This window comes from Microvirga sp. P5_D2, assembly GCF_054049475.1.
Genome location: NZ_JBFUMH010000125.1, coordinates 1 through 15,931, shown reverse-complemented (window position 1 = coordinate 15,931; position 15,931 = coordinate 1). Strand labels below are relative to the sequence as shown.

General features: G+C 61.0%; 13 protein-coding genes. 8 read left to right on the top strand and 5 right to left on the bottom strand.

Translation table 11 applies throughout. The features are described 5' to 3' along the window. The 3 genes from ACXJKO_RS23165 to ACXJKO_RS23155 form a co-directional block, all read left to right on the top strand. A partial coding sequence (locus tag ACXJKO_RS23165; protein ID WP_457093431.1) for a UDP binding domain-containing protein occupies positions 1-526 on the top strand: 526 nt, incomplete at its 5' end. Between the two features lie 83 nt (positions 527-609). Further along, entirely contained in the window at positions 610-1,296 is a 687-nt protein-coding gene (locus ACXJKO_RS23160) for a Crp/Fnr family transcriptional regulator (RefSeq protein ID WP_457093430.1), read from the top strand. A 436-nt stretch (positions 1,297-1,732) separates the two neighbouring features. Beyond that, entirely contained in the window at positions 1,733-5,050 is a 3,318-nt protein-coding gene (locus ACXJKO_RS23155; RefSeq protein ID WP_457093429.1) for a calcium-binding protein, read from the top strand. Between the two features lie 97 nt (positions 5,051-5,147). Here the strand turns inward: ACXJKO_RS23155 and ACXJKO_RS23150 are convergent, their stop codons facing one another. Next, positions 5,148-5,813, bottom strand: a complete 666-nt coding sequence (locus tag ACXJKO_RS23150; RefSeq protein ID WP_457093428.1) for a TetR/AcrR family transcriptional regulator — start codon at positions 5,811-5,813, stop codon at positions 5,148-5,150. Positions 5,814-5,954: 141 nt separating this feature from the next. Here ACXJKO_RS23150 and ACXJKO_RS23145 point away from each other — a divergent pair, with 141 nt between their 5' ends. Both ACXJKO_RS23145 and ACXJKO_RS23140 read left to right on the top strand, forming a co-directional pair. Next, positions 5,955-7,154 carry an HlyD family secretion protein gene (locus ACXJKO_RS23145; protein WP_457093427.1) on the top strand — a complete coding sequence of 400 codons (1,200 nt, stop codon included), beginning with the start codon at positions 5,955-5,957 and terminating at the stop codon, positions 7,152-7,154. A gap of 6 nt (positions 7,155-7,160) precedes the next feature. After that, complete coding sequence (locus tag ACXJKO_RS23140) at positions 7,161-8,813, top strand: DHA2 family efflux MFS transporter permease subunit (RefSeq protein WP_457093426.1); 1,653 nt, start codon at positions 7,161-7,163, stop codon at positions 8,811-8,813. A 36-nt stretch (positions 8,814-8,849) separates the two neighbouring features. Here the strand turns inward: ACXJKO_RS23140 and ACXJKO_RS23135 are convergent, their stop codons facing one another. Genes ACXJKO_RS23135 through ACXJKO_RS23125 form a run of 3 tightly spaced genes read right to left on the bottom strand, consistent with a single transcriptional unit; the run spans position 8,850 to position 12,052 of the window. After that, positions 8,850-9,920, bottom strand: a complete 1,071-nt coding sequence (locus tag ACXJKO_RS23135) for an HlyD family secretion protein (protein ID WP_457093425.1) — start codon at positions 9,918-9,920, stop codon at positions 8,850-8,852. Positions 9,921-9,927: 7 nt separating this feature from the next. Further along, positions 9,928-11,607: an MFS transporter gene (locus ACXJKO_RS23130; protein ID WP_457093424.1), complete on the bottom strand. Its 1,680-nt coding sequence runs from the start codon at positions 11,605-11,607 to the stop codon at positions 9,928-9,930. Between the two features lie 16 nt (positions 11,608-11,623). Next, the gene (locus ACXJKO_RS23125; protein WP_457093423.1) at positions 11,624-12,052 is read right to left on the bottom strand and encodes a MarR family winged helix-turn-helix transcriptional regulator; all 429 of its coding nucleotides are present in this window, start codon (positions 12,050-12,052) and stop codon (positions 11,624-11,626) included. Positions 12,053-12,244: 192 nt separating this feature from the next. On the opposite strand from ACXJKO_RS23125, the gene ACXJKO_RS23120 reads away from it, so the two are divergent. The 3 genes from ACXJKO_RS23120 to ACXJKO_RS23110 are packed head-to-tail and all read left to right on the top strand — an operon-like array spanning position 12,245 to position 15,119. Continuing rightward, a complete protein-coding gene (locus ACXJKO_RS23120; RefSeq protein WP_457093422.1) occupies positions 12,245-13,414 on the top strand; it encodes an ABC transporter ATP-binding protein in 1,170 nt (389 codons plus the stop codon). Positions 13,415-13,416: 2 nt separating this feature from the next. Next, positions 13,417-14,322: an ABC transporter permease gene (locus ACXJKO_RS23115; RefSeq protein ID WP_457093421.1), complete on the top strand. Its 906-nt coding sequence runs from the start codon at positions 13,417-13,419 to the stop codon at positions 14,320-14,322. Next, on the top strand, positions 14,319-15,119 hold the full coding sequence (locus ACXJKO_RS23110; RefSeq protein WP_457093420.1) for an ABC transporter permease: 801 nt from the start codon (positions 14,319-14,321) through the stop codon (positions 15,117-15,119). Before ACXJKO_RS23115 ends, ACXJKO_RS23110 begins: the two co-directional genes overlap by 4 nt. A gap of 13 nt (positions 15,120-15,132) precedes the next feature. On the opposite strand, the gene ACXJKO_RS23105 is transcribed toward ACXJKO_RS23110, so the two are convergent. After that, the coding region (locus tag ACXJKO_RS23105; RefSeq protein WP_457093419.1) for an AsmA family protein at positions 15,133-15,931 on the bottom strand (799 nt) is incomplete at its 5' end.

Below are 15,931 nucleotides of genomic sequence, written 5' to 3'. Positions count from 1 at the left end.
GGGCTTAGGGGGGCACTGCATCCCCATCGATCCGTTCTATCTCACCTGGAAGGCGCGTGAATTCGACATCACCACCCGCTTCATCGAGCTGGCGGGGCAGGTGAACACGCATATGCCGTACTACGTGGTCGAGCGCCTCGCCGAGGCGGTGGACAGGAGCGGCCGGGCCTTCAGCGGCTCGCGCATCCTCATGCTGGGCGCCGCCTACAAGAAGAACGTGGACGACATGCGCGAGAGCCCTTCCTTGAAGCTTATCGAGCTCATCGAGGCGCGGGGTGCGAGCGTCGATTACTACGATCCGCACATTCCCGAGCTGCCGCCGACCCGCAAGCACGGGTCTCTGGCCGGGAGACGCTCGGTGCCTCTGACGGCGGAAGCGCTGGCTTCCTACGATGCCGTGCTGATCGCGACCGACCACGACAACGTCGATTACCGCCTCGTCGCGGAGCATGCGCGGCTTATCGTCGACACTCGGAATAGCCTTGCAAAAGCAGGGCTCGCGCATGACCGGGTCGTGAAAGCCTGATAATGTCTGCCCGCAACCCTGGACGGGCGGCGAATGTGATATAGTTATATTTCTAGCTTAGCGGTCGTGGTCAGGGGAGACACATGGGACGGCTCGCCGGAATACACTTGTTCAAAGGCCTTGAGATCGACCTCGCTCCGTACGAGGCGCGCGCCAAGTGGCGTCGCTTCGAGCCGGAAGAAGTTCTGGTCGACTTCGACGAGCTCTCCACGGATGTCTATTTCCTCCTGTCGGGCGAGGTGCGCGTACTCATGCGCACGGCCTCGGGCAAGGAGATCATCCTCAATGAGATGCGCCCCGGCGAAGTGTTCGGCGAGCTCGCCGCGCTCGACGGCATCAAGCGCTCCGCGAATGTGACCGCGCTCACGAGGGGCGAGGCCTGCGTGATGCCGGCCGCCGTCTTCAAGGAGCTGCTGTTCTCCAACCGGGCCGTCGCCGAGCGACTCTTCTGCCTCATGGCCTCCCGCCTGCGCGAACTGAACGCGAAGTTCATGGAGCAGACGGTGCTTGATCTCCGGCACCGGCTCTATTCCGAACTCCTGCGTCTCTCCGTGCCGCGCGGCGACAAGGGCATCGAGCGCGTCATCACCCCGCCGCCCTTCCACCACATCGTCGCCGCCCGCATCGGCTGCCGCCGCGAGCAGATCACCCGCGAGTTCACTATGCTCACCCAGGAAGGCCTCATCGAGCGCACCCGCGGCGCCCTGGTGCTGCGCCAGCCCGACGTGCTGAAGGCCCGCGTCGCCGAGGCTCTGCGGACGGATCATTAAGAGTTCTAACGGCAGCGGCTAGGTTGAGGCTTGGCTGGTTTGTTGACTGGGAAAGGGCCCCGTGGCGAAAGCTGCGGGGTTTTTACGGCGAATACTTTTCTGTTAGAAACAAAAAGATCAGATTTTGATCTGAGTCCTAGGCATGTAATCTACGTTACACTACTATTTTGCAGTTATTTCGTGTTGATCGAATTTGACGTAATAAGATTATACATCACTTAACTATAGGCCAAACGGTCTAGTCTGCGACTGAGAGTAGTTTTATTCCCTTGGGGAAAGCAATTGCTGGTGTAAATCTTGACAAAATATCTTCTGTTTAGGTGTGAGCCCTCTCTAACCAGAGAGTAGGAAGCGGCTAAATTCTGTATCCACCTTCAGCTTGGCAATATCCTAAGCGGCCCATCGGAGCCGGCAGTAAACTGAAGGGGAGATTTCGATGGCTACCAACTCGCTCGAATCTGAATGGGAAAGATATAACAACACCTATGGTGGTTCTGTTGGATACGGCGGCTCCCAGATCGGCACTGAGGTGATGAAGGATCCTTCGCAGGAGGATGGGAAGGGAGCCTTTGAGGGATCTAAGGCCGAAGGCGAGGTCGTTGAAGATCCGCTAGCGCCTTCGATTTTCGATGGATCTCACGCTGAAGGTGAAGTGGTTGAGGATCCGGTGCCTGGAAGCTCTCAAAAGGGCGCAGATATTCAGACTCTCAATAACTCGGGGGCTATTAGCATAGCCGGCGAGCAAAGAGCATTTTTTAAGAGTAAACCTTATAACAGGAGTCTGGAAAAAGAGTTTATTAAGTCTCCTATTAAGGAGCATCGTGTCTCTGAATTAGGAACAATTACTTCTGATAATAGGTATAGTGATAATAATATTCATACTTATATTTTGGAAGACGGTACGAAAGTGACGTTTCATGAAAATTCATACTTTGAAGAAATTACAGTTTTAAAGGGCGATACGCTAGTTTCAACGCGTCTCAATGCTGATGGAACGTTAGAAACAACAGTTACAATTAGAGAAAGATCTGAGAGCGGATATACAGATACGACCTGGCACGATGACGGCACAAAAACAGTTTCTAGTTTAGATGTGGAACATGATTATGATCCAATATTTGGTCATATCGAGAGGCAGATTCGTACTTACCCGAATGGAAGTGTTCTTGTAGTAACGAAAACCAAAACCTCGACTTTGACTGTATACCGAGACAGTGATGGCAATGTCTTGCATTCAAATGGCTTATACGAGGATGAAATAAGCTTTGTAAATGCTGCAGTAACAACGCTTGTCAACAAGATAGAAACATATAATGGGCCGGTTTTGGATGGGGCAAATTCGGATCCATTGCGCCACAATGAATCTTTAAAATATTGGCAGCAGCAGATAGAAAATCGCAAGCAGCTTACTGGCAAGGATATAATTACCGGCGGGAATGAGGTAGTTACCGGTAACATAGAGGTCGCAGTCAATAGTAATAAATTCAACATCCTTACCCAAACGGGTACAGTAGGAGACGATGTCCTACAGGGCGGAAGCTTGAGTGATGTGATCTCTGGCGGTTCTGGAAATGACACGCTCTACGGTGGCGCGGGGGACAATATCTTAAGCGGACACGACGGTAATGACTTGATCGTCGGTGGAACTGGCAATGACTCCATGGATGGCGGCGGCGGCAACGATCTCCTGGAAGGCCACGAGGGCGACGACATCGTCTTTGGTGACGATGGCAACGACACGATTTATGGCGGACGTGGCGATGATGCGATCAGCGGCGAACGTGGCGACGATCTGGTTTACGGCGAAAGCGGTAACGATGTGATCGATCTCGCCGAAGGCAATGATTATGCCGATGGCGGCGATGGGAACGATGCGATCTACGGCCGCGAAGGCCATGATGTCGTGATCGGCGCTGACGGCAACGACTATCTCAATGGCGGTGAAGGCAATGACACCCTGTACGGTGGTGAGGGGAGTGACTTGCTCATCGGCCACCTTGGCAATGATCTGGTCAATGCCGGTAACGGCAACGACTTTATCAAAGGTGGTTTTGGCGCCGACACCATCGATGGCGGTGCGGGCACGGACCTCCTAAGCTACGAGGGCACTGCGCACGTCAACATCAATCTGGCTACTGGCGTCGTCTCTGGGGGCGGAGCAGGCATCTACAGCCTTAACGGCACCCGCGTACTCAACATCGAAAACATAATCGGTTCTTCTAAGGACGATGTGATCTCGGTGGGCACTGCGGACATCGCCAACTTCAATATCGACGACTACCTGGCCAAGAACGGCGATATCGCGGCACATATCGCAGCCAATGGTCTCAGCCGCTCCTGGGCCTATACGCACTGGCTCACCTACGGCCGCTTCGAGGGCCGCGCCGGCGGCTGGGCCGGCGGCTCGCAGCTTGGCGCCGACTGGGGCACCGCCTTCGACGTGGCCGGCTATCTCGCCGCCAATGCCGATGTGGCGGCGGTCAAGAAAGCCAACAACTACGACGACGCCTGGGTGTGGCAGCACTGGCTCGAGTTCGGCGCCCATGAGGGCCGCGCCGGTGCCTTCAAGGCCTCCGGCTCGGTGATCAATGCCGGAGCCGGCAACGATACGGTGCAGGGTGGCGTCTACTCCGACTACCTGATCGGCGGCGCGGGCGACGACTCCCTGGCCGGTTTCCAGGGCCAGGACGTGATCGTCGGCGGCGAGGGCAACGATACCGTCGACGGCGGCGACGGCAACGATCACCTCTATGGCGGGGCCGGAGCCGACGCGCTCTACGGCCGCCTGGGCGACGACAAGCTCTTCGGCGGTGCCGGCAACGACACGCTCGACGGCAGCGAGGGCAACGACACTGTCGAGGGCGGCTTGGGCAACGACGTGCTGATGGGCAATGTCGGCAACGACGTGCTCAACGGCGGCGACGGCGACGATGTGCTCTACGGCCAGGACGGTGACGACAACCTCCAGGGCGGTGCCGGCAGCGATGCGCTCGACATGGGCGCCGGTAATGACTCGGCCTATGGCGGCAGCGGCAACGACTACCTCTCGGGCGGCGCCGGCAACGACGTGATGCAAGGCGATGCCAACGACGACATGCTCTGGGGCGGCGACGGCAACGACGCGGCCGATGGCGGCGACGGCCATGACCAGATGTGGGGCGATGCCGGCAACGACTGGATGACGGGCTCGGCCGGCAACGACTTCCTGTCGGGCGGGCTGGGCCATGACACGCTCTATGGCGGGGCCAACGAGGACCAGCTCTACGGCGACGACGGCAACGACGCGCTCTTGGGCGAGGACGGGTACGACCTGCTGTGGGGCGGCAACGGCAACGACTGGATGAACGGCGGGGCTCACAACGACACGCTCTACGGCGGGTCGAACGAGGACACGCTGGAGGGTTCGGCCGGTGACGACGTGCTGTTCGGCCAGGACGGCTACGACGTGCTCAACGGCGGCGCGGGCAACGACACGCTCTACGGCGGTGCGCACTCGGACGTCTTCATCTTCGATGCCAATACGGGCTCGGACGTGGTCAAGGACTTCGGCTATGGCGACGTCATCCGCATGGCCGCCGTGTGGAAGACGGATTGGTGGACGGGGTACAACAGCCCGAAGACGATCACCAATTGGGGCACGCTGGTGGGCACCGAGATCACGGTGAGCGACGGCCGCAAGATCCTGATCGAAGGCATCAAGGCCGAGCAGCTCAAGGGCGGCGTGGTCAACGGTGTCTGGGAGTGGCACCTGTAAGAGGCGCTCGGCGCATAGCCGTTCAGCGAACCAACTAAGCAAAGAGCCCGCCGTGCACAAACACGGCGGGCTCTTTATGTTTGAATCGAATGAAGGATCAGCGTTCGCCTGATTGTGGCCCGTATGCTGCGAAGAACACGCGGATGGCGTTCTCGACGTTCTTCTTGATCTCCGCTTGCGTCGGCGGGCCACCGACGGCGAAGAGTTGGCGGCGCATCAAACCGGAGACGCACAGATCCAGAAAATGCTGGGCGGCTACGCTGGTGTCGGCGATGGACAGACGTTTAGCCTGGACCTGACGGTCGAAATAGGCGGCGAGCCGAGCGATGCCCTGGCAGGGGCCGGCCTCATAAAAAGCCTGCCCGAGTTTGGGGAATTTCTCGGCGGCGCCGATCACCATTCTGATCGACGATATGTGCTCCGGGATGCCCATGCGGCTCAGGTAAGTGTGGCCAAGCTGGGTCAGCACGGAGCGGACATCAGGGTCTTCGCCGTCCAGCTTGAAGAGAACCTCGGCCAAGCCGCGTTTTTCTTCCAGCGTGAGGGCGGCAAACAGGCTCTCCTTGCTGTCGAAATAGACATAGAGCGTGCCCTTGGAGACGCCCGCGACCTTGGCGATCTCGCCCATGCTGGCGCCATCGAACCCGCTCGCCAGAAAGACCTGACGGGCCCCCTCCAGAATCTGGCGGCGCTTGGCGCTTTCGCCACTGTCCTGAGTGTCGAAAGGTGCATCGATGGGTTCGGAAACCTGCATGCGGGTCATGAGCGAATTATTTCCCCTAGGCTATTGACCGAACGGTTCGGTCAAATCATATATGGCAGGCATTCGGAAGAGATCAAGGCCTCATTTTAGCGCATTCAGCCTAGGCAGTGTGTGAAAATGTGAGGCTTTGCAGAGGTTTACATGGCTTACCGCGAAGAATTCGAGCAAGGTGCGAAGGCTGAGGCCAAGATCGGCGAGGGGGGCGGGACTGCCCTTGAGGCCACCCTCCGGGCCGAGCAACCGCCCAAGGCGATCCCGCAACCTGAAGCCAAGGCGCGCTCGCGCAAGAAGCCGGTGATCCTGGCCCTTGTGGCCGGTGCCCTGGCCTTCGGCGGCTACGAGGGCTTCCACTGGTGGACGGACGGGCGCTTCATGGTCTCGACCGAGGACGCCTATGTCCAGGCCGACATCACGCTCCTGTCAGCCAAGATCTCGGGCTATGTGTCGTCCGTCGCCGTCACCAACAACCAGAGCGTCAAAGCCGGCGATCTGATCGCCCGGATCGACGATGGCGATTATCGCTTTGCCCTACAGTCGGCCAAGGACAAGCTGGCGACCCAGCAGAGCACCATCGCGCGGATCGGCCGTCAGATCGAGGCAGCGCGGGCATCGGTTACGCAGGCCCAGGCGCAGATCGTGGCCGAGCAGGCGGATGCCGAGCGCGCCGAGGGCGACTTCAATCGTCAGCAGCAGCTTGCCCGCTCCGATTATACCAGCAAGGCAGCCCTCGAGACCGCCAAGGCCAATCGCGACCGCGCGGACGCCAATGTGAAGAGCGCGCAGGCGGCCCTCGTCGCGGCCGAGGCGAATGTGGATGTTCTCGCTGCCCAGCAGAACGAAGGCCAGCGCGTCGCCGCCGAGTTGCAGACGTCCGTCCAGAAGGCGGAGCGTGATCTCTCCTTCACGGAAATCCGCGCGCCGGTGGATGGCGTCATCGGCAACAAGGCCGTCGAGGTCGGCACCTTCGTGCAGCCCGGCGCGCGTCTCGCGGCTCTCGTGCCGCTCGGCAACGTGCATGTGGATGCGAACTTCAAGGAGACGCAGATCGCCTCCCTGAAGGTCGGCCAGAAGGTGAAGATCGAGGTGGATGCGTTCCCGGATGCCGATATCGTCGGCACGGTGCAGAGCGTTTCGCCCGCCTCCGGCGCGGTGTTCAGCCTCCTGCCGCCCGAAAACGCCACCGGCAACTTTACCAAGATCGTGCAGCGCGTGCCCGTGCGGGTGTCTGTCAGCCCCGAGGTCGTGCAGCAGGGCATTCTTCGCCCCGGCCTGTCCGTGGTGGTGGACGTGGATACGCGCACGTCGCCCGAACCCACCAAGACTGCGGGCCTCAAAGAGTAAGCAATCATGGCCGCCTCCGCCGCCATATCAGGGAGCCCGAAGGCTGCCACGCCGGCTGCAAAGCCTGTGCAGGTCAGCCGGCGTAGGACCTTTGCGTTCTTCTGCATGGTCTTCGGCATGTTCATGGCGATCCTGGACATCCAGATCGTCTCGGCTTCGCTCGCCGAAATCCAGGCCGGCCTGTCCGCCTCTTCCGAGGAAATCTCCTGGGTGCAGACGAGTTACCTGATCGCGGAAGTGATCATGATCCCGCTGTCGGGCACGCTCTCGCGCGTGCTCTCCACGCGCTGGATGTTCGTGATCGCGTCGGGCGGCTTCACGTTCATGAGCCTCATGTGCGCGACGGCTACGAACATCGATCAGATGATCGTGTATCGCGCGCTCCAGGGCTTCATCGGCGGCGGCATGATCCCGACGGTGTTCGCGTCGGCCTTCACCATCTTCCCGCCGGAGAAGCGCCCCGTCATCTCGCCGCTCATCGGCCTCGTGGCGACTTTGGCACCGACCATCGGCCCAACGCTCGGCGGCTATCTGACCGATCTCATGTCATGGCACTGGCTGTTCCTCGTGAACATCGTGCCCGGCATCTTCGTCACGGTCTCTACCTATCTGCTGGTCGATTTCGACGAGCCGAATTTCGAGCTGTTCAAGTCCTTCGACTGGGCGGGCCTCGGCTTCATGGCGGCGTTCCTGGGAAGTCTCGAATACGTGCTGGAGGAAGGCCCGCTGAACGACTGGTTCCAGGATGAGGCGGTGCTGATCCTGACAATCGTCGGTGTTGTCGGTGGGTTTGGCTTTTTCTATCGTGCCTTCACGGCCAAGCAGCCGATCGTGGATCTGCGCGCCTTCGGCGACCGAAACTTCCTGGCAGGCTCCTCCTTCAGTTTTGTCATGGGTATTGGTCTTTACGGATTGACCTATCTCTATCCGCTCTATCTCGCGCATGTGCGGGGGTATTCTTCGCTGCAGATCGGCGAGACCATGTTCGTCTCGGGCGCCTGCATGTTCCTCATGGCGCCGGTGGCGGGCTTCCTCTCGCGCAAGCTCGATCCACGCATCATGATGGGCATCGGCTTTGTCGCTTTCGCCATGGGCACATGGATGATGAGCGGAATGACCAAGGATTGGGATTTCTGGGAGCTTTTCGTGCCCCAGATCTTCCGTGGCGTCGGTCTCATGATCTGCATGGTGCCGATCAACAACATCGCGCTCGGCACCTTGCCGCCGGACCGCATCAAGAATGCGTCGGGCCTCTACAACCTCACCCGCAATCTCGGCGGCGCGGTGGGGCTGGCCCTGATCAACACCATCGTCAACAACCGCCTGGACCTCCATCTCCAGCGCCTGCGCGAGCATGTGAATTGGGGCAGCTCCACGGCGGTCGAGACGCTCAACGCGATGACGATGAACTTCCAATCGCTCGGCAGCGATGCGTCCCAGGCGGCGCTCAGGACCCTGTCCAACATGGTGCGCCGGGAAGCCCTGGTCATGTCCTATGCCGACGTGTTCATGCTGCTGACCGTGCTGTTCCTCGCCTTGGTCTTCGCCTTGCCCTTCATCAAGAAACCGCGCGCGGCGCCTGCGGCTGTGGCGGCGGTCACTGACACTCCGAACCTCCAAGTACCTTCAGCCCGGCCGCAAGCCGGGCTTTTTTATTGATGACTGGGGAGGTTGAATAAACCTCGTCTATTAATCCTATCGATTTGCTATCGCGTTCCCGTCTTCGGGCTGCGCCTTCGTATCGACACTCACGACCACCGACATGCCTGGAACTAAACGTTCGGAAAGCTCCTGCTGCGGATCGATCGAGATGCGCACGGGGATGCGTTGTACGACCTTAGTGAAGTTACCCGTCGCATTATCCGTGCGGATCACGCTGAACTCAGATCCGGCGGCCGGTGAGAAGCGCTCGATGCGTCCGCGAAGCTGCGCGTGCTGGAGGGCATCGACCGTGAAGGTCACAGGCTGGCCGACCTGCATGCCGGGCAGCTGTGTCTCCTTGAAGTTAGCAACCACCCAGATTCGATCCGGCACTAACGTGAGAAGCTGCGTGCCTGCTGCAACATACTGCCCGATACGGGCGCCGACTTCACCGAGCTGCCCATCCTGAGGCGCGGTGATGCGCGTGTTCTGAAGGTCGATTTCCGCGAGGCGCACGGCGGCCTGCGCACCTTGCACAGCGGCCTCCAGGGACTGGCGGTTGACGAGGGTCGAGGCGAGTTCCTGGCGCGAGACCTCGACGGCGGCTTGGGCCTGATGCAACGCGGCCGTGGATTGGTCCAGCGCGGCGCGAGCCTGATCGGCTTGGCTTTGCGTGGTCACGCCTCGCTCCAGAAGTGGGTCGATGCGCTTCCAGCTTGCCTCGGCTGCCGTGAGCGCGGCTTGTGCGCTTTCAACTTGCGCTTGGCTCGAGGCTATGCCGGCTTCGGCCGAACGCTGTCGCTGTTCGGAATTCGCCAAAGCCGCCTGCTGGCCGGCGAGCGTTGCCTGCGCCTGTTGCACCCGCTGCTCGTAAATCCGGTCGTCGATCCTTACCAGGACCTGACCTGTTATGACGTGCTGAAAATCCTGGACATAGACCTCAGCCACATAACCCGCCAGCTGCGGGGCAATGGTTGTCACCTGTCCGCGCACATAGGCATTGTCGGTCGTCTGCACGGAGCTTGTGAACGGCGGCAGACGCCATGCATAGAGGACAAGAACCACACTGGCGATGCCCAGAATGGCTGCAACGAAGGACGCGGTTGATCTAAAGAATTTGGACATGACGGAACTAACTGGCAACCAATTGCGGATCGGGTGAAACACGCTTGCCGATGGCGCGGATCAAGAGATGCAGGATCATCGCAGCCAGCGCGAATGCGGCCAGGAGTGCGATGGCGATGAAGGCATCGTTGTAGGCAAGAACCGTCGCTTCGCGGGTGGCCTGCTGCCCGAGCAGAACAACGCCCTGGGCCTTGAGGATGCTCCAGTCAGTGATGACGCGGCCATAAGTGGCCGACAATTGGGCAAGCCTTTGGGCGACGCCTGGATCGATGACGGTCAGATGCTCGATGAGCGACTGGAAATGGAAGCGGGTCCGCCATGTAATGAATGTGCCGACGATTGCCGATCCGATGACGCCGCCAAGGCTCTGCGTCGTCAGGAAGACGACGATGAAATTGAGGATGAAGGTTGGGCCCCGTTTCAAGGCAAGCGTCAGCCCGGCCGTCATGGCAGGCGGCAGGAACAGCACGCCGGCGATGGCGATCAGGCCCTGACTCACATACATTTGTTCCGGTCGTGTCAGGCTTGTCGCGTCGCTGTCCATGTACGCGCCGACCATGAGAAGAGCGAGGGCGGCCATCTGGGCCAGCGGTTCACGTCCGGGTTTGACGAATATGAGATAAAGCAGCCCGCCGAAGATCGATGCGCCGACGACCACGAGCGACAAGGTGGCCATCTGCTCGTTCTGCAAGCCGATGGCCTGGAAGAAGCCGAAGGCGCCGGCGGTTTGCTCCGACATCAGGAGGCGGAAGATGAACAGGGTGCCAGCGAGATGCAGGATCTCCTTGCTGGTCAGCCAGCGGATATCGAGAAATGGCGCTTCGCGGTTGAGCTCGATCACGACTGCGACCGTGAGCGATGCGGCGCCGATAGCGAGCATCATGCCGAGCCAGGGAGCTTCGAACCACCAATAGGCGCGGCCTAAGCTGAACACGATGGCCATGAGGCCGAACCCGACCGCGATAAAGAGATAGCTGACGACATCGAGCCAGTGAATGACCTTGGCCCGCGGCGGCGGGGTGAGCGGGAGCAGATACACAGCCGCGAAGGCCATCATGGCAAAGGCAATCTCGACAAGATACAGGCCATGCCAATCTCCCAGAGACAGAAGATCCGGCGAGATCAGGCGCGCGAGCGGTGCGCCGAGAGCGATATTCATCAGAACGAGAGGCTGGGCGACGGCGAGCTTCTTGGCCGGCGGCAGCGGCTCCAGCATGTAAAGGAACGCAAGCGTCGAGATGGGCGCTGCCGCGATGCCGCTGAAGAAGCGCACGATGAGAGCCGATTGAAGATCCTGCACGAAGATGTGCAGCAGCATCACGAGCACGAAGAGCAGAATGCTCAGCTCCGCGAAATTGCGTAGGCCGTATTGCGCCCTGACCTTCACGAGAATGAGCGAGAGGCTGACATTCGGCGCCATGTAGGCGGCCACCAGCCACGCAGCCTCATTGCTCGTTGCGCCGAGCGGCCCCTGGATCTGGGTGAGGTTCGCCGCAACGAGGTTCATCCCCAGCCCTTGCGTGAGGGATAGGAGCAGCGAAGCCAGCATGTAGAGGCCGGCCCGCGGCCAAGGTATGGGAGGAGGCGCAGGGGGAGGGGCGAGCGGCGGCGGACTAGCCGGTCGCCCTGACGGGATCTCTGCCTCAGGACCCCGATTGTCAGGAGGATTCCTGTCTGAAGTCGTCATGGAAGGCGCACCATGCTTAAGTGGCGGCCTCAATGTTCCGGGCCATGGTATGGAAAACGCGGATGGCGGTCTTTAGATCGTCTTCGCTGACGTCCTTCATGACATCATTTCTGAACCCCTTCACGATCCCGTTCACATGTGCCGCCTGCTCGTGCCCTGGAGAGGTGAGGGCAATATGCTTGGCTCGTCTGTCGCCATCGACCGGGCGGCGCTCGATGAGCCCCTGCCTCTCCAGGCCGTCAAGGAGAGGAACGAGGGTCGGCCCCTCGATCTCCAGAGCGTCGGCCAACTCCGTCTGGGTCATGCAGTCCTTCTTCGCGAGCAGCATCAATGCGCGTGCCCTAGCCAAGGTCAGACCCTCGGCCCGAACGCGAGCATCGAAGAGTGTGCGCATCTTGCGGCTCAGCTTCCACAATTCCTCAGAAAAGATCGCCTTCGTGCTCATGTCGGACTTTGATGAGAGTGCATATTGATAGGGTACTAATAATATGGCCACTCTATAATCCGATGGGGCCCGCGATTCAAGGGCGGAGACGCCTATTGTGACGGTGGACGCTACTTTTAACCTGTTGTTCTCAAGCCCCGAACATCATAGCTTGCCCGGCAGGTTTACTCGCTCAGGTGAAGTTCAAAAATCTTGCCTCCTCCCTCCCGTCAATCTGCCTCCGTCGGCGCCGTGCGCCGCACCTTTGCTCCTTGGACGGATCCCGGCGCCAAGCCGTTGATCCGGGTCGAGAACGTCACGAAGCGGTTCGGCGACGCTGTGGCGGTCGATCATCTGTCGTTGGATATCTTTCAGGGCGAGTTCTTCTGCCTGCTCGGCCCTTCCGGCTGCGGCAAGACCACCCTAATGCGCATGCTCGCCGGGTTCGAGAGCCCGAGCGAAGGCAGCATCACCCTGGCAGGGCAGAGCCTCGCCGGCGTGCCGCCCTATCGCCGGCCGGTGAACATGATGTTCCAGTCCTATGCGCTCTTCCCGCATATGAGCGTGGAGAAGAACATCGCCTTCGGCCTGAAGCAGGATGGACTTCCCAAGGCCGAGATCGCAGACCGCGTCGGCGAGATGCTGCGTCTGGTGCAGCTGGAGAAACTCGCCAAGCGCTATCCGACCCAGCTGTCGGGCGGACAGCGGYAGCGCGTGGCCCTGGCGCGGGCTCTTGCCAAGAAGCCGAAGGTGCTGCTGCTCGACGAGCCTCTCGGCGCCCTCGACAAGAAGCTGCGCGAGGAAACCCAGTTCGAGCTCATGGATATCCAGCACGAGCTGGGCATGACCTTCGTCGTCGTCACCCACGACCAGGAAGAGGCGATGACCATGGCCGACCGCATCGCGGTCATGAACCATGGCCGCATCGTGCAGGTTGCGGATCCTGGCGAGATCTACGAGCAGCCCAAGACACGCTTCATCGCGGAATTCGTCGGCGACGTGAACATCCTCGATGGTCATGTGATGGGGCAGGAGAACGGCCTCTGGCGCGTGGCGACGCCCTCCGCCATGGCGCCGCTCACTATCGACGATCCAGACGAGGTGCTGCATTCCGGCCAAGCGGTCGCCATTGCCGTGCGGCCGGAGAAGATGACGATCCAGCGCGAGAAGCCGGGGCCGGAGGCCGTCAACTTTCTCACCGGCGAGGTCTGGGATATCGGCTATCTCGGCGATTGGACGGTCTACCGGGTCAAGCTCGCCACCGGTGAGATCCTGCGCGTGACGCGCGCCAACGTATCCCGTTTCGTGGAGAGCCCGATCGACTGGGACGAGCAGGTCTACATCACCTTCGCGCCGGCTGCGGCGGTGATCCTGGCGGAATAGCCATGAAAGAGCGCTCGATCACAAAAAGGCTGACCGACAATCTCGTGCCCGCCGTGCCATTTCTCTGGCTCGGCGTGTTCTTCCTCGTGCCGTTCCTCATCGTCCTCAAGATAAGCCTGTCGGACCCTGCCGTCGCGCAGCCGCCCTACAGGCCGGTTTTCGAATGGAGCGACATCGCGGGCTTCTTCGGTGCGCTCGATCTGGAGAACTTCAGTCTTCTCACCGAAGATGATCTCTATTTGAGGGCCACCCTATCCTCGATACGGATCGCGGGGCTCTCGACACTGCTGCTGCTGCTCGTCGGCTTCCCGATTGCGTACGGCATGGCCCGTGCGCCGGAGCGGCACCGCTCGCTGTTGGTGGCGCTCATCATCCTGCCGTTCTGGACGAGCTTTCTCATCCGCATCTATGCCTGGATCGCGATTCTCAAGCCCGAGGGCCTGCTGAATCAGGCTCTCATGGGGATTGGGCTGATCTCCACGCCGCTCGACATCCTCAACACGGAAACGGCGGTCTATATCGGCATCGTCTACGCCTATCTGCCCTTCATGGTGCTGCCGCTCTACGCGACGCTCGAGAAGATGGACGATACGCTTTTGGAGGCCGCGCTCGATCTCGGTTCGACGCCCTGGCGCTCCTTCTGGACGATCACCGTGCCGCTCGCCATGCCGGGCATTATCGCCGGCTCGCTTCTGTGCTTCATTCCGGCGGTGGGCGAGTTCGTGATCCCCGATCTGCTCGGCGGCTCCGAGACGCTCATGATCGGCCGCCAATTGTGGAGCGAGTTCTTCTCGAACCGCGATTGGCCGCTCGCATCCGCGGTCGCCATTCTCCTGCTTCTCCTCCTCGTCGTGCCCATCGTGGTCTACCGCGATGTGGAGGCATGGCGCGCGGAGACGCGGCCATGAGGCGTCTTTCTCTCTTCAATGTCACGTCGCTGGTTCTCGGCTTCGCGTTCCTCTACGTGCCGATCCTGCTGCTGGTTGTGTACTCGTTCAACGCTTCGCGCCTCGTGACCGTGTGGGGCGGTTTCTCGACCCAATGGTACGGCGCGCTCTTCCGCAACGAGGCGCTCATGGAGGCGGCGTGGGTGACCCTACGCATCGCGCTTCTGTCGGCGAGCATGGCGACCGTGCTCGGCACGCTCGCGGCGCTCGCGCTCACGCGCTACGGACGCTTTTTCGGGCGCACGCTGTTCACGGGCATGGTCTATGCGCCCATGGTCATGCCCGAGGTCATTACCGGCCTGTCGTTGCTGTTGTTTTTCGTGGCGGTCGATCTCGATCGCGGCTTCTGGACGATCACGCTCGCCCATACCACGCTCACCATGTGCTTCGTGACCGTGGTGGTGCAGGCCCGCCTCATGACCTTCGACCGTTCGCTCGAAGAGGCGGCCATGGATCTCGGCGCGCCGCCATTGCGCACGTTCTTCGCCGTGACGCTGCCATTGATCGCGCCGTCCATCGTGGCCGGTTTCCTGCTCGCCTTCACGCTCTCGCTGGATGATCTGGTGGTCGCGAGCTTCAACACGGGGCCGGGCGCAACCACGCTGCCGATCAAGATCTACAGCCAGGTGCGCTTAGGGTTGTCGCCGGAGATCAACGCGGCCTCGACCATCCTCATCGGGCTCGTGACCCTCGGCGTGATCTCGGCGACGCTCTTAAGCAAGCGCTCCGTGATCCGCTCGCGCCGAAACGTTCACTGAGCGAAGGCTTGGCTCACTGAGCGACGGCCTGGGGGCGCTGCACGTCGGCGGGAACGCGGTTGGGGAAGAGGGGCTTTGCGGCGCCTGAGCGCTCGATCAGGGAGCGCGCATTCGGCATGACGGACACATTGTCCCAGCCGCCGCCGATGTCGAACCCGATCCTGGTGGGCGCATCCTGCGGCGCGCCGGCTGCGGAAACTTCCGCCTTCAGGTTGAGCGTGCGGTCGACCATCAGCACCTGCCCCTGCAACTGCACGAGAAGGCCGGTGGAGGTGAGGGTGGCATCAGAGACCTGGCCCACGCCATTCTGCATCACGATCTGCGCCTGCGCTTCCCCGAACGGCGTGCGGCCGCCCTTCCAGTTGAGAGAAGCGAGGAGGGGATGCTTCTCGACCCGCTGCAGGGCATCGTCCAGGGAGATGCCGATGAGTTCGCCGTCCGTGACCGTGATCGCGCTGCGGCCTTCGGCCTTGCGCACGACCTCGACTGGGTTCGGCCCCTTGCCCTCGAACGCGAACTGACCCTTGGCCCGCCCGGTGATCCAGCGAGGCTGGCCGAGATTGCTCAGGAAGGGCGCAATCTCGACGCCCGAGAAGGTGCCCTGGCTACGGAAGTCGGTCACGCCGTTGACAGTCGCGAGCGACAGGCGGCCCTTCAGCGTACCGTCTAGGAAACCCGCGCGGCCGATGGAGGCTTCGATCTCACCGCGACGGATGAGAACGTTCGCGGCCATGTCGTCCAAACGCAACCGCCCCAGATGTGCCTCGGCGGCGGACAGGCGCAGATCGAGGTCGCTGCCGGTGACCTGGGAC